General features: G+C 57.6%; 16 protein-coding genes and 2 pseudogenes. 12 read left to right on the top strand and 6 right to left on the bottom strand.

The window, feature by feature from the left end; all coding sequences use genetic code 11:
* Positions 1-6 precede the first annotated feature (6 nt).
* From HJB84_RS33775 to HJB84_RS27680, 5 genes and pseudogenes are all read left to right on the top strand, one after another.
* Positions 7-148: pseudogene (locus tag HJB84_RS33775) on the top strand (methyltransferase domain-containing protein); the annotation flags it as partial.
* 268 nt (positions 149-416) lie between these two features.
* Entirely contained in the window at positions 417-842 is a 426-nt protein-coding gene (locus tag HJB84_RS27695) for a helix-turn-helix domain-containing protein (RefSeq protein ID WP_221117517.1), read from the top strand.
* Positions 843-1,075: 233 nt separating this feature from the next.
* Positions 1,076-2,299, top strand: a complete 1,224-nt coding sequence (locus tag HJB84_RS27690; RefSeq protein ID WP_221117516.1) for a YcaO-like family protein — start codon at positions 1,076-1,078, stop codon at positions 2,297-2,299.
* A complete protein-coding gene (locus HJB84_RS27685; protein WP_207581442.1) occupies positions 2,296-3,003 on the top strand; it encodes a TfuA-like protein in 708 nt (235 codons plus the stop codon). Before HJB84_RS27690 ends, HJB84_RS27685 begins: the two co-directional genes overlap by 4 nt.
* A gap of 101 nt (positions 3,004-3,104) precedes the next feature.
* Positions 3,105-3,353, top strand: a complete 249-nt coding sequence (locus HJB84_RS27680; RefSeq protein WP_207581441.1) for a hypothetical protein — start codon at positions 3,105-3,107, stop codon at positions 3,351-3,353.
* Positions 3,354-3,722: 369 nt separating this feature from the next.
* Here the strand turns inward: HJB84_RS27680 and HJB84_RS27675 are convergent, their stop codons facing one another.
* Entirely contained in the window at positions 3,723-3,929 is a 207-nt protein-coding gene (locus tag HJB84_RS27675; RefSeq protein ID WP_007630845.1) for a hypothetical protein, read from the bottom strand.
* A gap of 1,265 nt (positions 3,930-5,194) precedes the next feature.
* Between HJB84_RS27675 and HJB84_RS27670 the strand changes: the two genes are divergently transcribed.
* Both HJB84_RS27670 and HJB84_RS27665 read left to right on the top strand, forming a co-directional pair.
* Positions 5,195-5,347 (top strand): hypothetical protein, encoded by a 153-nt coding sequence (locus HJB84_RS27670; RefSeq protein ID WP_221117515.1) that lies wholly within the window; start codon positions 5,195-5,197, stop codon positions 5,345-5,347.
* 232 nt (positions 5,348-5,579) lie between these two features.
* Complete coding sequence (locus HJB84_RS27665; protein WP_221117514.1) at positions 5,580-6,629, top strand: glycosyltransferase family A protein; 1,050 nt, start codon at positions 5,580-5,582, stop codon at positions 6,627-6,629.
* On the opposite strand, the gene HJB84_RS27660 is transcribed toward HJB84_RS27665, so the two are convergent.
* Complete coding sequence (locus tag HJB84_RS27660) at positions 6,618-9,668, bottom strand: trifunctional glycosyltransferase/class I SAM-dependent methyltransferase/polysaccharide deacetylase (RefSeq protein WP_221117513.1); 3,051 nt, start codon at positions 9,666-9,668, stop codon at positions 6,618-6,620. The genes HJB84_RS27665 and HJB84_RS27660 overlap by 12 nt on opposite strands.
* 115 nt (positions 9,669-9,783) lie before the next feature.
* Here HJB84_RS27660 and HJB84_RS27655 point away from each other — a divergent pair, with 115 nt between their 5' ends.
* Genes HJB84_RS27655 through HJB84_RS27640 form a run of 4 tightly spaced genes read left to right on the top strand, consistent with a single transcriptional unit; the run spans position 9,784 to position 14,465 of the window.
* The gene (locus HJB84_RS27655) at positions 9,784-10,632 is read left to right on the top strand and encodes an ABC transporter permease (protein ID WP_221117512.1); all 849 of its coding nucleotides are present in this window, start codon (positions 9,784-9,786) and stop codon (positions 10,630-10,632) included.
* On the top strand, positions 10,629-11,930 hold the full coding sequence (locus HJB84_RS27650) for an ABC transporter ATP-binding protein (RefSeq protein WP_207581435.1): 1,302 nt from the start codon (positions 10,629-10,631) through the stop codon (positions 11,928-11,930). Before HJB84_RS27655 ends, HJB84_RS27650 begins: the two co-directional genes overlap by 4 nt.
* Positions 11,930-13,114 carry a glycosyltransferase family 2 protein gene (locus HJB84_RS27645; protein ID WP_221117511.1) on the top strand — a complete coding sequence of 395 codons (1,185 nt, stop codon included), beginning with the start codon at positions 11,930-11,932 and terminating at the stop codon, positions 13,112-13,114. Before HJB84_RS27650 ends, HJB84_RS27645 begins: the two co-directional genes overlap by 1 nt.
* Positions 13,107-14,465 carry a glycosyltransferase gene (locus HJB84_RS27640; RefSeq protein WP_221117510.1) on the top strand — a complete coding sequence of 453 codons (1,359 nt, stop codon included), beginning with the start codon at positions 13,107-13,109 and terminating at the stop codon, positions 14,463-14,465. Before HJB84_RS27645 ends, HJB84_RS27640 begins: the two co-directional genes overlap by 8 nt.
* A gap of 15 nt (positions 14,466-14,480) precedes the next feature.
* Here HJB84_RS27640 and HJB84_RS33770 read toward each other — a convergent pair.
* The 3 genes and pseudogenes from HJB84_RS33770 to ampC form a co-directional block, all read right to left on the bottom strand.
* Positions 14,481-14,904 (bottom strand): annotated as a pseudogene (locus HJB84_RS33770) (glycosyl transferase); the annotation flags it as partial.
* A gap of 71 nt (positions 14,905-14,975) precedes the next feature.
* Positions 14,976-15,932, bottom strand: a complete 957-nt coding sequence (locus HJB84_RS27635) for an NAD-dependent epimerase/dehydratase family protein (RefSeq protein WP_221117509.1) — start codon at positions 15,930-15,932, stop codon at positions 14,976-14,978.
* Positions 15,933-16,270: 338 nt separating this feature from the next.
* Positions 16,271-17,425: a class C beta-lactamase gene (ampC, locus tag HJB84_RS27630; RefSeq protein ID WP_221117508.1), complete on the bottom strand. Its 1,155-nt coding sequence runs from the start codon at positions 17,423-17,425 to the stop codon at positions 16,271-16,273.
* Between the two features lie 190 nt (positions 17,426-17,615).
* On the opposite strand from ampC, the gene HJB84_RS27625 reads away from it, so the two are divergent.
* The gene (locus tag HJB84_RS27625; protein WP_207581429.1) at positions 17,616-18,494 is read left to right on the top strand and encodes a LysR family transcriptional regulator; all 879 of its coding nucleotides are present in this window, start codon (positions 17,616-17,618) and stop codon (positions 18,492-18,494) included.
* A 59-nt stretch (positions 18,495-18,553) separates the two neighbouring features.
* On the opposite strand, the gene HJB84_RS27620 is transcribed toward HJB84_RS27625, so the two are convergent.
* Positions 18,554-19,543 (bottom strand): substrate-binding domain-containing protein, encoded by a 990-nt coding sequence (locus HJB84_RS27620; protein WP_221117507.1) that lies wholly within the window; start codon positions 19,541-19,543, stop codon positions 18,554-18,556.
* Positions 19,544-19,567: the final 24 nt, after the last annotated feature.

Raw genomic sequence — 19,567 nt, 5'->3', positions numbered from 1 at the left:
ACGCCTTTGGGATGTGGTACTGGCGGGCAGCCGCTGCTCCCGCGGACAAGGGTTATTATGTCGTCGGCGTCGATCTTCCGGCGATGGTATTGCCAAGGCCAATATCAACTATCCCAACCTCCCGCGGAATATCGGCTCGGCCTATGACGCTCGTCGCTCAAAAGCCTCTTTAGAGACGGCGTCGAAGTGGCGCCGATTTCGAACAGCATTCGTCAATTTCGAGGGGTGCGGCAGAGCGAGAGAGAGCGCTTTATGCAGCCTCTCCAGGGCATCCGCTGCAATAATCCACAGGTTGTTTTTTTACTGTGTGCAGTGCTGAAAAAAAGTCCTTACCAAATATTTACTTTTAGTTGCATTTTTGCTTAAACTCTCCATTATACAGCTGGGCGTGCTGATGAGGTGGGAGACTTATTCACATGAAGGCTAAATCCCCGAATTCGATCGACGTCTATGTTGGCAACCGCGTGAGGATCCGGCGAAAGACGCTCGGGATGACCCAGCATGGTCTGGCCGAACTTCTGGGCATTACCTTCCAGCAGATCCAGAAATACGAAAAAGGCACGAACCGAATAGGCGCCAGCCGTCTTCAGCGCATATCCGAGATTCTTCGCGTGCCCATCGGCTTTTTCTTCGAGAACGGCGGTTCTGGACCGATCGAAGGCGAGACTAGCGAATTGAACAAGTTTTTGTCCTCGAAGGAGGGGCTGGCGCTCAACAAGGCATTCATCGCCATCGAGGATCCGAATATCAGGCAAAAACTGGTGGCATTGGCCAAAAGTCTGGCGGTCGCGGGATTCTCTGAGATCGACGGTGAGTTGCATGATCCGGTTGTAAACGGCTAAGGACGGATCGTGCTTCATCTGCAGGCATTCGGCGATCTGCGGTTGATCGAGACGAGTGGCGACTTGGTTCGCTACCGGATCAAAGGGCTGTTGACGACAGCCTGTATTTTTGCCGGCCATTATAGGCATACCTGGCGAGGCAGGCGCCGTCGTTCGTCGGCGCAGGTGCCTTCGGCTACGTCGATGGCTGAGGCGGTGTCCTGACACACCGCGCCCACTATTCCGACAGGATCATGTCGCCGGGGGAAACTCTTTCCCGCGTCGAACCTCTTTTGGCCAGATTCGGCATTACCAGGGTTGCACGACATACCGGATTGGACGACATCGGAATCCCTGTCTGGTGCGCATATACCCCGAATTCGCGGTCGATCGTGATTGCGCAGGGAAAGGGCCTGACCGATCTGGACGCCAAGGTATCCACTGTCATGGAAGCCCTCGAACGGGCGGTCGCCGGCGAGCCGTTCGTCAAGCTCGTTCACGGTTCCTCTTCTCGCTTGCAGGCGATGGGCTGCGAGGTCGACAGGTTGAGCTGCCTGACCGCCGTCCATAAACCCGATCTCGGGCCGGACGACGAGACGGAATGGGTTGCCGGCGTCAATATCCTCAGCGGCGGCGAGATCCACATTCCCTTCGAAGCGGTGGTGCTCGACCGGACGCGTAATGCGCGATACTGGATGTCGTCGGATGGCTTGGCTTCGGGAAACAATGCCGAGGAGGCAATCTTTCATGGCGTACTGGAGCGTATCGAGCGCGACGCCCATGTGTTGTGGCAGGTCGGCGGGGAAGCCGATCTTTATGCCCGCTGCGTCGATCCCCGCGGTTTTGGGGATGGCGCCCTCAACGGGCTGATCGACAAAATCGAAGCATCGGGATTGGCGCTCAGGCTGTTCGATATTACCAGCGACATCGCAATCCCCTGCTTCACCGCCATGCTGGCCCCCGGGGAGCTTGTTCCGGCCCCCAGGCATCTTCACGTCAGGAGTGATCTTCGCGGTGGCAGGGATCTTCGCCGTAAGAGGGACATTCGCCTTGTCGAGGTAACCGGCGGCACCGGGGCGCATCCGTTCCCGGTGCGCGCGGCCATTCGCGCGGTGACGGAAGCCGTGCAATCCCGGCTGACCCATATTAGCGGCGCCAGGGACGATATTTCGCCTGCAACTTTCTCGAGATCCCTCCCGCCGCTGATGCGGCGAGCCTTCGATGCGGTTGCCGCACCGCCTGCCACCCTCCATCGTGACGGTGCGGCAGGCCAGCAACAGGATCTGACGCATCTGCTGCAACATGTGCTTGACGCGCTGCGCAGCAGAGGGATTGCTTCGGTCATCACAGTGCGCCTCAGCGACGACACGCTTCCCTTCAGCGTCGTCAAAGTCGTTATCCCTGAACTCGAAAATCCAGAGGGGGAACGCGCCCGGCGATTTGGGACTAGGGCACTGGCCAAGGCGATAGGGCTTTGAAGATCATTTTCGCAGGTCCCAGTCTTCCCGATGCGGCGTTGCTTGCCGGCGAGGCGATCCGCGTCCTGTCGCCTGCCATGCAAGGCGATGTCCTGGCTCAGGTGGAGCAGGGCGCCAATGTCATCGGCTTGATCGACGGCTGCTTCGAATATGCCGCACCGGTTTGGCACAAGGAAATTCTCCATGCACTCTCGCTTGGCGTGGCCGTCCTTGGGGCAGCAAGCATGGGCGCCTTGCGGGCCGCGGAATGTCATCCGTTTGGGATGATCGGGATCGGCCGCATTTTCGAGGACTATCGCTCCGGCCGGCTGGTCGACGATGCCGCCGTCGCACTCATCCACGCGCCGAGCGCACTGAGCAGCAAGCCACTGACGATCCCGCTTGTCAATGTCAGCGCCACGCTCGATGCGATGGAGGATCGCGGGCTGTTGGCAGCCGGGTTGCGCCAAAAGCTCGAAGATGCCGCAAGCGCGATCTTTTTCAAGAAGCGGACCTGGCGGGCGATCGTCGAGCAATGTGCTGACATGGCCGAGCCCGGCCGTCCGCAACTGCTGGCGGCCCTTGCTTCGAATTCCGTCGATCAAAAACGTATCGACGCGCTGGAATTGCTGAAGGCCGTGCAGGACGCCCGCGACATTCGCTCGAATGCCGATCTGCCTTGGACACTGCATGAGACCTCATTCCGGACTCGACCTGCCCCGTGAATCGAAGGCGGCAATGTCACCGGGGGTTGTGTCACGCTTTTTTCACGGGCTGGATCACGTCAGCGCGCGTATCATTCCTTCAATTGAAGGGAGAAATGCACATGGGCGTGACATTGGCTGCCAAGAGAGACGCAGACCGCGCGGCGGAAGACGGTCCCGACGAACTCATCGCGCTGGCGCGAATGATCGCCTATGCACGGCAGGTCGCTCAGGATGTCAAACTGCAGCTCGCGACGAACTGCCTCGATCTGGCGCTCGAGGCCGTGAAGCAGGAGGTGGGGGAGGGGTTGACCAAGGAATTGGCCGAATTGAGTTCGCCGGTCCCGCAAGTAAGCGTGAGATGTCATTAACGCGTCGATCACGCGACTTCACACCTTCGAACCCACGCATAACCGCGAAAATCAACATCGATTTTCGCGGTTATGCGTATGTGAGCACTCGTCGATCGAAGCAGAGCCCTTCGATCCCGTCGCGGGGGAAATAGCGGATTGAAGCCGAACCCGCGCGTTGGCAATCGACCAATTGCGGCTAAGAGAAAGCCCGGCTAGTTGCAGGTCGCTGATGGTCGGCGCGTTAGGATTTGCCGGTTCCCGTCACATGGGTAGTTTCAAGCGAACGACAAACGATCTTCTTGACGTTGCTTCCGGGTAGGGAAGCGGCGCGAATTCGCGTTTACATGTCTACTGCGCGACCGGCCGATCGAGGGCCGGTCCCTGATCTCAATGGGTCAGATTGCGCTTCTGGGCCAGCAGTAAAATGTAATCGTCGGCAATGTCTGCGATGGCCATCGCGACTTCCGCCGGATCGCACCCCTCGACCCTCGTATTTGCAATGAACTGATAAACCGCCTTCTCGATCTGCTTCCGGCAGATCATCACGCGTTCATCGTAACCAAATTCCGGAATATGCGATGCCATATCACTCATCAGGTCGGCTCCCTCACTACTTACAGTGACCATGACACAAATTACAAGTTGAGCAAGCAAATGCTTTATGAAGGGTTAATTCCCTCTCGAGGTGCGGCCATTTCGACACAGGTTTGGCATACCATCAGACCTTCCGGCGTGTTGAAACGAGACGGGTCTAGGGATGCCGGGCGTGTCGTGTCGAAAGGATCCCGCACGAGGCCGACGCATCGGCCTGGCACCGGTATCTCAATCAGCTGTGCCGGAATCCCTGCACCGGATTGCGAAATCAACGGATCGGTTGTTGCCGGCTTGAGCGGCGCAATTGTTCCATGTCGTGCTGTGTAACCGCCTGATTCTGCGATATATTGAACCATCGTACATCTCCGCTGCCTTCATCCGGCGGTCCTAAACTGCACCGGCACCTCTCGGGCGCGTCATCATCTCCATGACCGTCAGGGCCGTCAATTGTGATCCTGCCGTCGGTATGCCCGGCAGGTTGTCGGGCGGCTGCGGGGGAACGGTTTCGGTCGATTTTCTGCTCTCTGGGAAACCGAAACCGAGGCCGACGGATAAAACAAACTGCGACTGGTCATCGTAGTTATCAAGTAAATTTTTATCAAAAGGTTAAATAATAAGTTTCAGACAGAGGTTGTATTTAAGCATCAATCAAAAGGCGAATTAAATTCTAAAATGCAATAATCGCATGGCATATCTATTAATAGTCTCAATAATTTTATTAGTTTCTATCATGCGCCTATGTCGACCATGTTACATGATCGGATTGAGGAAGTTACGTTCATGCGTAAATAATTCGGTTACCGACAGAAAGTATAGCTTCTGATGCGGGTTGACGAGCGACGCACCTGCCATCCTCATTCGAAAATGTGAGGTTGTCTCATTGAGCGTATCTCTTCCGCGCGACATCACTGTCCGATGCAATATTTTGCGATGCCGACATAGAGGCAACAGCAATCGCTTGCGACAATCTTCCGCAAGCAAAGTTGAGGACCCGTCGGGGTGGGTGACGGGTCCTCCGGTAGGAAACGCTTGCACAGTGCGTAGGTATGATTGCAGTTAAATTCGATCTTGTCCAAGATTATTATTGGGGTTATTATAATTTATGTAAATTATTACTTTAGCTATGGTTCTCCGGCGTAGTATCCTTCAAGGGTCGCCGAATGGAGAGCTCACTCCGACGAGCATTTTCAACCATCTATAATTTTTAGGACCAGGCGGCGACTGTGTCTTAGCTGCGCGCGGTCGGGCGGCCGCAGCCGGCGAGAATGCCGATCAAGCAATTGAGCATACCGTTCGATCCACCGCAGATGCGAGGCCTGAGCGATGCGAAACGGAGTACCGTTGCCGCCAAGCTGGCAAACCTTCTGATGGCCGCGGCCGGCGTCGCGGCGAAGGAGGCGAGCAATGACGAGCAATAATCTCCTTCCCGCCACGGTGCTGAAGCGCAAGGCGGGATGGATACAGATCAGCTTCCTCATAGGTAGATGGTGACCGTCTTTTTGGCGGCGCGCGTCGCTTTTGCACCGGCAATCTGTCGACTACGAACAGCTGCTGGCTAGAAATATCTTGTCGAATAACCATTACTCCATCTATTGAAACTCAAACGTCCATCTTGGTGTAACTTCTTTGCGATCGTGTGGAGTTGAGAGCTTGAAGAAATCGGCAAGAAGTGAAGCAACTGTTGCTGTTGTAATCCCGGCCTACAACGCGGAACGAACTCTGGCTGAAACAATCAGCAGCGTTCGCAATCAAACGCATCATGCGCTCGATATCGTCGTGGTGGACGACGGTTCCAAGGACGATACCCTGGCCATTGCGCAAGAAATCGTTAAAATTGATCCGCGCGTGCGAGTATTGAAGCAAAGAAATTCAGGCGTCGCTGCTGCTCGAAATGCGGGTTGGCGCTCTACCCCTGCCGACCTAGTGGCATTCCTAGATGCTGATGACCTTTGGTCACCTGATAAAATTGAGCGACAATTGGTGGCATTGGAGACAGGCGGCCCACAAGTCGGGCTAGTCTACACTTGGTATGCGATGATCGACCATAAGAATTACGTCATTTACCGGAGCAATGAGATTTCCGTCGAGGGAGATGTGCTCGACGAAGTACTTGCCAAAAACTTCATTGGAAATGGAAGCTCGCCACTCGTACGGCGGAATGTCCTCGAGGCGACCGGAGGATTTGACTCCTCACTCCAACAGCGCGAGGCGCAGGGATGTGAAGATTATTTCTTCTACTGCCTGGCCGCTGAACTCTCGCATTTTGTAGTGGTGCCGGATCATCTTGTCGGCTATCGCCAAACCCCCGACAACATGTCAGCCAATCTGACGCGAATGCTTCGGTCCTGGATTCTGGTCGCGGATGAAATGCTAACGAGACACCCGGAAAAGGGTTTTGCAATCCGGGCCGGCCTACGCCGCTGTGGCCGGTGGCTCGCCCAGAGGGCTGTTGAACAAGGCCAATATCGCGCGCTCATCGGACTTGTGGCTACCATGTCGCGACATAACAAGCCAATTGCCGCCGAGATGCTTGTGGTTGACGCGAGATCAAAGGCAATGACGAGCCTCAAAAAAAAGGCCCGATCATGGCTGAAGCAGGAACCTAATTTCTCTCCAAATCCCAATCATCGCTTTGCTCTAGGAACAAAGTACGATGCGGGTTGGACGGTGGACCCCCCCATTCTTGTCTCAGCCAAATAGCAGATTTGCGAACTCTGACTGGGTGATCCCGCGAAAAACCTCCTGTCTTTTCAATGCGAGCTTATCGGCATCCGCCCGCACCGTGCCGCCGACGCAGCTTAACCCGATCCGGTAACCACATTGTTCGGCTATGTCCCGGATAGCGGGGTCGAAGTCGCCGTACGGATAAGCGACCGCCAGCACTTCTCGACCTAGGCGTTTTTCAAGCATAGCTTTGGAGCCAGCAAGCTCTCGCAATAGGCTCTCCGGTGCCAGGGCAGGTAAACGCACGTGCCGGACACCGTGGGCGCCCAGCGTCACGTCGCTGTTCGCGACTGCCGCAAGTTCCTCCCAAGTTAGCAGTGGAGCCGGCGATCCATAGGCCGAATCCCATATTGCGGAGCCGCCGACCCTATCGGTTGGGACAAAGAGTGAGGATGGGAAGCCGTATCGATGTAGCAGTGGGAGGGCATGCGTCATGAAATCGCGCGTAGCGTCGTCGAAGGTCAGGACTAATGTCTTTTCTGGCGGTTTGGCACCTTCATCGAAACAAGCAAGCAGCCGGTCCAAAGTCATCCCGCGCCATCCGGCGTCGCGCAGGAAGGCCAGTTGAGTTTCGAAGGCCTCCGGAGATTGGCGGTATCGAGCAAGCTGTTCCACACCGTCGTCCGAAATCTGATGATACATCAAGATCGGGACATCGTTCCAGTCGGCGGCCGCTTCCACAACTTGCCCCCCTCTCCAGCGTACTTGGCTAGCGACCTGAAGAGGCAAAGGCTGCGCCGTGTTTACTTCCACGCGTGTCGGCTCAAGGAAACCCCCGTGCTCCACCTTCTCGAACCTTTGGATTCTATAGAGCGGACTCTTGGCTTCGACCGAGAGAGTTAAATCCGGATGCCGGTCAAACATCTCACCTATGCCGACCGCACCGAATTCATGCGGCCACCCAAATCCTGTCTCATGCGGCATATCAATCAGGAGGTTGGCGTGGGCAGTAACGAACCAACCACCAATGCGAAGACTGCCCGCAATCTTATCGACTATCTGCTGGAGTTTTTCTCTGTTCTCGAAATAGTACAGAACTTCACTGCAGACAATGAGATCGTAAGGCCCTTCTAGCTCGTCGCTCAAAAGATCCAACTGCCGATAGGTTACCGCGGAATCATGGTCCTGAAGCGAGGCCGCTCGAGCGACTGCCGACGCCGAAATGTCGGTCGCCAGCAGGTTGTCGACGCGGGAGGCCAACATCCGTGTAAAGGTTCCTTCCGCGCAGGCCAGCTCAAGGCCGTTTGAAAAGCGCCGATCGTCCAACAACGAGAGTGTTTGAAGATATTTCACGGTCTCATAGTTGTTTCGGTAGTCCCAAGGGTCGACCTGGGAAAACAGCTCCTCCCAGTACGCCTCCGTATCGTATCTCGGCACCTCATCGCCCGCTGGGCCGGTTTTTTTCGACGGCGTCTCCTTGGACATCTGCGTTGAGGCTGCAACCGCCCGCTGGGTTTCCTCTTCAACGATTCGATCGAATTCAGCGCGCCCGGTATGCGCCATGCCTGATATCGAGTCGACACGTGTTGGTGTCGGCTCCTTCTTGCTCCACCAACCCGTTACTGTCTTGGCTTCGGCCCAATTTGATATTTTCGCCATGAGCTTCAGCACCTGTTGAGCTACTCCGCTGTAGCTTGGCGCTGCCATGCTGGCGGAGGCGGCGCGCCCGTCATCCTGATCAGGAAGATTGACGAAGCCATCTTCTGCCAACAAAACCGCTGTTGGGTGCTTCAGATCGTCGAACTCCGGGCCGAATACCGTCCTAAGTCGACTTCGGATAGCATCCGCTTCGATTGCTCCGAAGACAACAAACTCCAGTTGCCCCAGCAGCGTCGAACCTCGCCAGATGCAACAGCGCAACCGCTCAATGCCGGGCAAGATAAGGTCAACGATAGGTCGATCCAAATCAATTGGCTCTATTTTTGTTGTTCCGATCGTGCTGGGCACGTCGGTCGGCAGCTGGTCCGCGACCTTTCGCTCCAGTGAACGAATCAACAGGGAACCAAAAGCTTCTTGGGGACCATGCCGATTAAACCAAGCCTCTAGGTCCGGAAGCTTGCCCTGGATCTTCGACCAAAGTCCGGGCCAAATCGGCTCGTCGGGGAAGGCGCCGACCACAATCCCGTCCATTATTATTGCACTGAGCGCGTAGGCGTCAGCGTCAGGTGGGATAGGCTCCGCCACCCGCTCAAGCAGTTCGCCAGGATTGTCGCCCTGACCTATTGAGGCGCCGACAAGCCAGATCGCGAGATACCAGCACGCCGTTCCCAACGCAGCTTTTGTTATTCCCTGGGCGAGCGCCGGCACCGGATAGGCGATGCGCGGATCGGAATGGTGGCCGCGCCGGATCACCTTAAGACCAAAATCGAGATGCTTAACCCTGTTTGACGACAGCGAACCGGCCTCTACGCTAACGTCGGCCATCAGGCCTTCGACCGGCGCAAATTCGGCGCCAACTCGAGCGAGGCGCTGCCACAGGTCCCAGTCCTCGCACATTGCCATCTCCGGATCGAAGCCGCCGAGTTCTGCAAGCCGGGACCGGCGAAGCAAGGCGGCGTGGATCGCGAAGGGGCAATAGCGCGCTGCTTCGGCAAACGGATTGTCCATTTTCACTGCCGGGTGAGACTGCCACCAGGGAGCACCATTTTTCAGACGGCGCCAACCGCAATGCAGAATGTCGGCCTGCGGCAAAGTTCGAGTGTGATTCAGCATGGTTTCGAGATGGAAGGGTGCCAGCGCGTCGTCTGAGTCGAGAAAGACGACCCAGTCGCCTTTCGCCTGTGCCAGTCCCGCATTGCGAGCAGCTGAAACGCCGCGCTGCTCCTGCCGCAGCACACGGAAGCGCGTATCCCGAGCCGCGAAACGGTCCGCGATCTCAGCGGTCCGATCGGTTGAACCATCATCAATGATGAAGCATTCCCAGTCGGCATGACTTTGCGCTATCAGGCTTTCCAAAGTCGAAGAAATCGTTGTTTCCGCTCCATGCGCCGGTGTAATGATGGAAACCATCGGCATAATTGTTGCTTCCTACGATAACGATCACGCTAGTGTACCGGGTCAGTTCGCGAGTATGATGATCTTTACTACTTTGAGGCAAGGTGTATTTAACCGGTGGCAGAAGTGAGCCGAAATGCCTGAACATCTCAAGGATGATGCGCTTGATCGCGCGAAGCGACGGGACCAATGCTGGCGTCGTGATCAGTGGAAGCCCTTGATCCACGTCTGTCTGCAATGGAACGATTTGCTGTTAGAACTTCTGGCACGCGATCTGAAGATGAGATATCAACGGTCCGCAATTGGCCTCGGCTGGTCCTTGATGCGGCCATTGAGCCAGCTGTTGGTTTTTTCGCTGATCTTTCGTAAGGTCCTGCCCCTAGATATTCCCCATTACACCACTTTCGTCTTTTCCGGCGTGTTGGCCTGGGGTTGGCTCAGCACTGCGGTGCCCGCAGCGACGACTTCCATAACCGGCAGCAGCGAACTGGTGCGCCGGCCGGGCTTTCCGATCGGGATACTTCCTGTTGTCGCAGTCATCACACAGGCAGTTCACCTTCTGCTCGCTCTGCCACTCCTCTTCATCATCTCGTTTATCGAGACCGGGGGCCCGACTTTGAGCGTCGTCGCACTTCCACTCGTCTTCCTTGCGCAGGCGCTGTTCACGATGGGCCTGTCCTATCTTGTTGCGGTTGCGCATGTCCACTTCCGGGATACTCAACATTTGGTAGGCGTAGTTTTGATGCTGGGTTTCTACCTGACACCCGTGTTCTACAGCCCACTCAAGGCGAGTGAGCCGATGGCCTTAATTCACACCTGGAACCCGATGGCCTGGATTCTCGAGGGGTACCGCGCCATTTTCGTCGAACACGCGTGGCCTCCCGTTGATATCTATTGGAAGACTGCGCTGATTTCTTTGCCGATGCTATTTGCTGGCATTTGGCTGGTCGAGCGTGGCAGCGCACGCCTAGTGGACGACCTATGAGACAAGGCGCCATCACCGTCCACGATGTCGGCAAGCGCTACCGTGCGCAAGGGGGTGCACGCTCTACCACCTTGAAGGGTTACCTTTTGTCCGGACGGTCCGTGGTACAGTCGACAAGCTTTTGGGGCCTGCGCCACATCAGCTTCGCGGTTGCGCCAGGGCAAGCTGTCGGCGTGGTCGGGCTAAACGGGGCCGGGAAGTCCACTTTGCTGCGTCTGATCGGCGGTGTTGGTCGTCCGGACGAAGGGCAGATCAAGGTGATGGGTCGAATTGGCGCCTTGCTCGACATCGGGGCGGGCCTGACCGACGATTTGACGGGGCGCGAGAACATCTTCCTGCTGGGTGTTATCGCGGGAATGCGGCGGACCGAGGTTGCCGAGCGGTTTGACGAGATTGTAGCCTTCGCCGAGCTGGAGGCGGCCGTTGAGAATCCGGTTCGCAGTTATAGCACCGGGATGCGTATGCGCCTGGCATTCGCCGTGGCAGTTCATGTGCGCCCGGACATCTTGCTTATCGATGAGGCCCTCGCCGTAGGCGACCAAGCCTTCCAGCAGAAGTGCATTGCAAGAGTGAAGGAGATACTGAAGGACGGCGCCACTATCTTTTTCGTGTCACACGACGTCTCGCAGGTAAGAGAAATCTGCGATCACGTGCTGTTCCTGAGAGGCGGACGCGTCGTGGGCTACGGACCAATCGACGAAATGCTCCCGCTTTATACCTCGGCTGTCGAGGCGAAGGTCGCCAGCGTTCCGCACGAACCGTTCGCCGTTACAAAACTGCCCGTCGAACTTGTGCCGCAGGTCAGCCGGTTCGGCAATGGCGAACTCCAGATCACAGCCGTAGTGTTGCTGAACGAGCAAAGCACGCCGACAAGTACCATCGTTGCGGGCGACCGGCTGTCGATTTCACTGACCTATGTTGGCGCCACCAGAGATCGCAACGCCGTTATCGTCATCGGCATCTACGCGGCGGACGATACGTGCTGCTTCGAGACCGACAGCAAGTTGGCCGAATTCGCCCCTGTCGTAGACACGGACACGGTGCGCATCGAAACATCACTCAATCGTATCGACCTGGCGCCCGGCGACTATCGCGTTACTGTAGGCCTTTTTTCGGCAGACTGGCAGCAGGTTTACGATTATCATGCCGAAGTCTATCCTCTCGCCGTGACCGGCCCCGGCCCAAGAAAGGGTATGCTGAATCCTCCGACACAGTGGGAGCAGGTGCAGTCGCGCCCCACCGCGACCTCGCCGGACCACGGCTCATTGGGTCAGCGCAGCTTGGATCGGAACTCCTGATGCGCCTTGCGGTTCGAGACATCGACATTCTTGACCTTCCGCCAGATTTTGAACCGACCGATGACTATCAGGGTGCACTTGTGCTGATCCGGGTCGCCGGTCGTCCGTGCGGCCAAGCTGTGATCGCCTTCGACACCGATGGCGGCAAGACGCCAATTAAAGACCGGATTCTGTCTGCGGCCAGTTCGTCGGTGTTCGAGGCTTGGCTGAGGCATCGGCTGGCCCTCCCTGACCCGTCGCCGACTCCACGTCAGCTGCCGAAAGCTTCCGTGGTGATTTGCACGCGCGATCGTACCGAAGATCTGGAGCGCTGCCTCACCGGGCTTTTGGCTATGCCCGATAAGGCCGATATTCTCGTCGTCGACAATGCCCCATCGAACGAGGCCACGCGCGATTTAGTCGGGCGCTTCGACACTGTGAGATATCTGCGCGAACCGCGTCCTGGTCTTGACGTCGCGCGCAATACTGCCCTTCGCAACACAGAAGCAGACGTCGTCGCCTTCATCGACGACGATGCGGTCCCCGACCCGCTATGGCTTAGAACCTTGCTTCGCAATTTCGAGGACCCCCTAGTGCTGGCCGTAACCGGCCTTACCATGGCGGCAGAGCTGGAAACGGACTCGCAGATCGCCTTTCAGCATTTTGGCGGTTTTTGCCGTGGTTTCAGGCGTCAGGTCTATGATGCCCATAACCTGGACCCATTCATGGGATGGCATGCGGGTGCCGGTGTCAACATGGCGTTGCGCCGAACGATCGTTGATGCGGTGGGGTGGTTCGACGAGGCTCTTGACGCTGGAACGCTCAGTCTGGCTGGTGGTGACACAGACATGTTCCGGCGTGTGCTCGAAGCCGGATATCGGATCATCTACGATCCCGAGGCTCTGAACTGGCACCGCCATCGTCGCTCAAGCAAGGAACTGCAGCAGCAGATGTATGGCTACGAGGTTGCATCGTTCGCCATCCTGACGAAGGCCCTCCTGTTCGAGGGAAACCCGCGTGCGCTCCCTCGCATGGTTCGTTCGTATCTCAGGCTTCTTCGGCGGTTGTTTCAACCTCGACGGAGACACCAATTCAGCCTGCCTTACAACGACGCCTTAACGCAGGTCAGAGGTGCTGTGAGCGGCCCGGTTCGTTATCTGAGGGCGCGGGCGCGAGCAGGGGAGGCAGGGCATAAGCGTGGTTGACATCAGCGTTATCATACCAACGCATAATCGTGCTGCCATGCTGAGATCGCTTTTAAGCAAGCTTGACGCTCAGCGAGATGGGACCCCAGCGTTCGAAGTCCTGGTTGTGGCGGACGGGTGTGAGGACGACACGTCGACAATGCTCTCGTCGCTTGGTACCCGCGTTCCGCTTCGTACCCTGACGTTGCCGGGCGTCGGTCCGGCACTCGCCCGCAATGCTGGGTCGCAGGTCGCGAGCGGCCGTTTATTGATCTTCCTTGATGACGATATTGAGCCCGGGGAAAACTTCGTTCGGGCGCACGTCGTTGAACATCAGCGCCACCCTGGGGGCGTAGTGATGGGGCCCTACCCGCCACTTCCGCACATCGCAAAGGATCGCTTCCGCCTCAGCGCGCGCGCGTGGTGGACGAGGCACTTCGAGCGTGTGTCCCGCCCTGGACATCAGTTCGCCTTTACCGATGTGCTGACAGGAAACCTTTCGCTGGATGCAGACCTATTTCACGCAATGGGCGGGCTCGATCCTCAATTCGCCCGTGCACGAGAAGACTTCGAATTTGGTCTGCGTCTGATCAAAAGAGGAGTTCCAATTCGTTTTGCTCCTGACGCATTGGGCTATCATCTCGAACATCAAACGACGACACTCACCGGAAAGATGGTGCGCAGGCATCAAGAGGGACGCTCCGATGCCTTGATGGCTCGTAAGCACCCCGACATACAGCGGCTGCTTGCGATCCATCGGTTTGCCGGAAGAAAGGGGCGGAAGAGGCGTCTGCAAAGGGCCATCGCTACCCGCGCCGGTTCTGTCCTTGACCCCCTCGTCAAGGCTGGCCCTCGCGTCCTCCAAATGTTGGAAAAGGCTGGCCTTCGCAGGCTCTATGAGAAGGTAGAGCGACAGCTCAATGGATATCATTATCTTCGCGGCGCCGCGGAAGTGTTGGGTAAGGATTGGCGGCTTCCGACAGCTTCCACTGATGAAATCGACGTGCTCGAGATCAATCTGGACCAAGGCCTTGACGCAGCCGAAGCTATGCTGGCGGAACGCCGACCCCTCGCTGCTCGTATCGTGAATGGGACCGTACACATCGGCGACATGTGTCACCGGATCGGCGCCGAACCGTGGGACGCACGGCATTTCCGTCCGTGGTTGAACCGCCAGGCAATACATAGATATCTTCCTGTGGCGCTTGCCGAATGGCAGGGGCAGCCGATCAACGTCCCCCCGCGTTTGTCCGACTTCACATTGAATACTCTTAATAACCCCAGTTTCCACGCGCATATGATCGAACAGCACGTCCAGTGGATGCAGGCGAAACTGCGTTCAGCACTCTATGACAATACGAGGAAATCGTAGCGGCCGACGCTGCTGCAGCCGCGGAGAAGCACCATAGGTTGCACCCGGTTCCTCTACCACGCGGCGCGTTGCCTCGCCTGCAGAGCCATTATCCAACCACGATGATCTCGACGGGCTGAGCGACTGTTTGGGCATCGAGGCCAGGCAACGGCATAGTTCCTCCGGCGGTCCTTGGTGCAAATCAAAATGCTGGCGTCGCGGTTGCGCACAGCGGTTTGCGCGACATGACGCGCATGCTCGATGGCCTCAGGTCGCACGACACCCTCGGCCAGGGCGGCGCCCGTCTCGGGCCTTTCGATATAGGATTATCCTACGGGAAGACCATCCCATCAGAGATCAGGGGCGAAACGGCATCGAGGTGAGAGGTGGCGAGATCGAGATAATGAATCGGTACGGGAAAACCTATATCCTTCAGATCGGACGGAATTGGTTCTCGCATCGTCACTCTCTCAATCGCACCGTGAATACGCCACCTGCACTCAGGACACGAGTCTCGAAAGCTGAGATGGTTTACTCTGCAGCATGCGCCTTCATTTGGTCCCTGAACCAGTCGAGCGTCAGGGTGACGCCCTGTTCGTAGCTGACCTTGCACGACCACTCGGGCATGACGTAATTGGCGTTGGTCAGGTCCGGCCGTCTGTTGGTCGGGTCCTGCGGCGGTGACGGCTCGAAGACGATCGGCACGCCGCCGACCAGCTTGGACACATATTGCGCGACCTCGAGCACCGAAATCTCGCGATCGTTGCCGACGTTCAGAGGTCCCTTATAGTCGGTTTCATTTATCCAGAAATAGCGTGCGAAACCGTCGACGACGTCATCGACATAACCCCAGCTGCGCGACTGCTTGCCGTCGCCGAACACGGTGATCGGCCGTCCCGCCAGCGCCTGGGTGATGAAGTTGGAGACGGCGCGGCCGTCATCGGGCCGTGTGCGGGGGCCGTAAATGTTGAAGGGACGGACGACCTTGAGGTCGAGCCCCTCGGTGCGCTGCATTTCGAACAGCAGCGATTCCGTGCACCTCTTGCTCTCGTCGTAGGACGAGCGCGGTCCGGTGCAATCCACCTGGCCCTTGTAGGTCTCCGGCTGCGGCGACACCAGCGGGTCGCCATAGACTTCGGAGGTCGAGGTGAAACCGAAACGCCCACCCTTCTTCAAGAGCTCCAGCAGCCGGAATGCCCCGAGAAGATTGGCGGAAATCGTCCTTTTCGGTTCCTTCATATACCATGGCGGTGATGCCGGGGAGGCGAGATGGTAGATTTCATCGAACTTCTCCGACGTCTGCAGCGTCTCGACGTCCGACTTCACGAAGTGAAAGCGGGGATCCCTGATGTGGGCGATATTGTCGAAAAGTCCGGTCCAGAGATTGTCAACAACAACCAGCTTCTGGACGTCGGATCTAAGTAAAAGCCGGTCGCACAAATGCGATCCGATAAATCCAGCTCCGCCAGAAATCAATACGCTTTTCATTGGATTGCGCCTTGTGACTTTGAGAATGTGGTTTGTTTATTAGCATCACCTTTAAGGCGTGGCAATTCATTAGAAGTATTCTAGAAAATACTCCCTTATTAATCTTAATTATTCATATGTCTTACTTAAAGTAGTGTCGCCGGATTCGGCATCGGAACGACTGCGGGCGCGGCGCGTCCGTCGATCGCACCGGTTTGTATCACGAGGGCGCCAGTCCGGCATCGGGCTAAAGTCTGACCCGATTTTCGGAAGCACGAAGCAGAATTCAAGTGATGCCGTTTGCCGTTGACGCCCCCCGGTCCGGCGTGCACTCACGCCCGGCCAGGCCTGTTTTCCGATCAGTCGGCCGAGAGCGCGGTCAATATCTGATAGGCTGCAGCGACACGATCCTCGTTGGGGTAGTTCTTATTGGCCAGGATGACGATGCCGAGCCGCTGTCTGGGGATGAAGGCGAGATAGGCGCCGAAGCCATTGGTCGAGCCAGTCTTGTTGATCCACACATCGTCGCGCGGTTGCATCGCTGGCCGCAGTTCCGAAACCGGCATGGTCTTCAGCATCGCGGGCGAATTGCCCTCCAACACGTCGTTCAAACTTATAGGATAGGCATATTGCTCCCAGATGAGATCCTGGGTCATCACCCCTGCTTTGAAATATCCGATGTGGGTGTTGGTGATAGCCTGCTGCAGTTTTTCGTCCAGCTTGATCAGGCCCATATTGGCGTCGACAAAGCGGATCATGTCGCCTGCGGTGGATTTGACGGCATAGGCTTCGGATGAGAGAACGGCCGGCGTCATCCGGGCCGGCTCGCCGCTGCGCTTATAGCCTTGAGCATAGTCGGCCAGCCGCGCTTTCGGCACATCGATATAAGTGCTTTTCAATCCGAGCCCGGCAAACAGCTTGCCCTCCATCAAGGCCGTAAAATTGCCGTGCATGGCTTTTGCCACGATATAGCCGAGCATGCCGATGCTGGGATTGGCATAACTTCTCTCAGTCCCGGCCGCATAGGAGGGCTGCCAGGCTTTGAAATATCCGAGCAGCTGTTTTTCGGTTTTGATCTCATCGGGAAGCTGCAAGGGAAATCCGCCCGCCGTGTGGGTGGCCAGATTCATCAGGGCGATATCGCCGAACGGCTTTCCCTTCATCGCCGGCAGAAATTTGCCGACCTTGTCCGACAGCGAGAGTTGTCCGTTTGCTTCGGCGTAGGATGCCAGCGTCACCGTGAAGGTCTTGCTGATCGATCCGAGTTCGAACAGCGTCGTCGGCGCCACCGGCCTGCCGCTGTCCTTGGATTCGACGCCATAGGTGAAGATGTGGTCCCGGCCGTCGGCAGTGATGGCGACGGCAACGCCGGGGATGGCGTATTTTTCCATGATCGGCGTGATCGCGGCATCCGTGATCGCCTTCAACTTGGTCTCGTCGGCGGCAAAAGCACTTGTGGCAGCGCAGGCCGAGAGCAAGACGGCCGATAAAATTCTTATCCCAATGCTTTTCATAACCGTCATCCTCCACATCGGCAGGGCAACCAAAACAAGCGCAAAAGCGCATGGGGACGACGTTTACTCGCGCTATTTTGCAATCACAAATGATGATATCTCGCAGCAGCCACAAGAAAATCTAATGCATGTCGCCCGGAAGTGGGCGGCGGTTCCGGGAGAACGACATGCATCAAAACAAAGGGCTCAAATGGTTCGGCAATTCCTCCCCTTGAACGGCCTGCGCGCCTTTGAAGCCTCTGCACGGCATCTGAGCTTCACCCGCGCCGCGATCGAGCTCTGCGTCACCCAGGCGGCCGTCAGCCAGCAGGTCAAAGGGCTCGAGACCCGATTGGGCGTGGCGCTGTTCCAGCGTCTTCCCCGCGGCTTGAAAATCACTGCGGAAGGCGAGGCGCTGCTGCCGACGGTGACGGCCTCCTTCGACCAGATGGCGACGACGCTGGACAGGATCGAAGCCGGGCAGGTGCGCGAATTGCTGTTTCTCGGCGTTGTCGGGACATTTGCGGTCGGCTGGCTGCTGCCGAGGCTCTCGGATTTCCAGCGCCGGCATCCCTTTATCGATCTCCGCATGTCCACCAACAATAACCGCGTCGATCCGGCCGCCGAAGGGCTGGATTTCGCCATCCGCTTCGGCAGCGGTTCATGGCACGGAACGCAGGCGCAACGCCTGTTCGAAGCGCCGCTCTCGCCTCTCTGCATCCCCAAACTGGCGGAACATCTGCAATCGCCTGAGGATCTTGCCGGGGCGGTGCTGCTGCGCAGTTACCGGACGGATGAATGGAGCACCTGGTTTCAGGCCGCCGGCGTTCCCCCCACAGCGCAGGTCCATGCCGGCATCGTCTTCGATTCCTCCGTCGGCATGATGGAGGCGGCCCTTCAGGGGCTCGGAGTCGCGCTCGCGCCGCCATCGATGTTCACAAGGCACCTCTCCTCAGGCGCGATCGTCCAGCCCTTCGCCACCGCCATATCGCTCGGCAGCTATTGGCTGACGCGCCTGCAATCGCGGCCGGTCACGGCGGCCATGCAGGCATTCTCGGATTGGATCGGTGCGCAGCTGAGCGCTGCATAAACATCGGAGCGCCCACGGACGTGGGCGCTCCGAGCCGCATCAATTTTGGAATGCCAAGATCACTTTTGAATGCAAGTGTCGACGGTGTCCTTGGTGCATTCGTCAAGGCCGGTAAACACCGGATCCTCGACCTTCTTACCGGATATCATGTTCATCATCACGGTTGGCGCCTTGTAGCCCATTTCGAACGGCCGCTGGCCGACGAGCGCGGTGACCAGGCCTTCCTTGGCGATCGCCACCTCGTCGCCGATCGTGTCGGCGGCGCCGATGACGAATTCGTTCTTGCCGATCTTGTCGGCCAGCGGCTTGAACAGGTCGCGGTAGGGCTGCGGTGCGCCAAACAGCGGCCAGCCGCCCATGATGCCGAAGGCATCGAGGTCGGTATTGGCGGCGAGAATGTCGGTCATCGCCTGAACGCCCTTGGCGCCATCGTCATTGGTGAAGACCGGGCAGCCGGCAACTTCCGTCCAGCCGCCTTCGCCCTTCAAGGCCGCGAGACCCTTCTTTCCGCTCAGCGTATCGCGCATGCCCTGGGCGCGGCGCAGGATGTTGTCGGCGCCGGGATTGCCTTCGATCGTGCAGATCTTGCCGCCCTTCGGCTTGGCCTTCTTGATGTATTCGCCGATCTTGGCGCCCATCAGATAGTTGTCGGTGCCGAGATAGGTCTTGCGGAGAGCGGCGTCATCTGCCGAAAGATCGGCATCGAGCGTCATCACGGGAACGCTCGGATTGGCCGTCTTCAGCGTCTGGGCGATCAGCTTGGCGTTCGACGGCGAGATGGCGATGGCGGCGGTATCGGCTTTGCCAAGCATATCCTGGACGATCTGCGCTTCGCCGGCTTCATCGGAGGTCGATGCCGGGCCGGTGTAGAAGCATTCATATTCGGCGGATGCGTTTTCCTTGTTCCACTTCTGGCAACCCTGGTTGATCGCCTCGAAGAACGGGTTGTCGAGGCCTTTGACGACGATAACCAGCTGCTTCTTGGCGGCCAGGGCCTGTCCGGCCGTCAGCGCCAGGACTGCAGCTGTAAGCAATAATGCCTTCCTCATAGCTTCCTCCCATTGAAAAAGACG

This window comes from Rhizobium sp. NZLR1b, assembly GCF_019685155.1.
Classification (GTDB): Bacteria; Pseudomonadota; Alphaproteobacteria; order Rhizobiales; family Rhizobiaceae; genus Rhizobium.
Note: the sequence above shows the minus strand (reverse complement) of the source record. Positions and strands in the feature narration are given on the sequence as shown.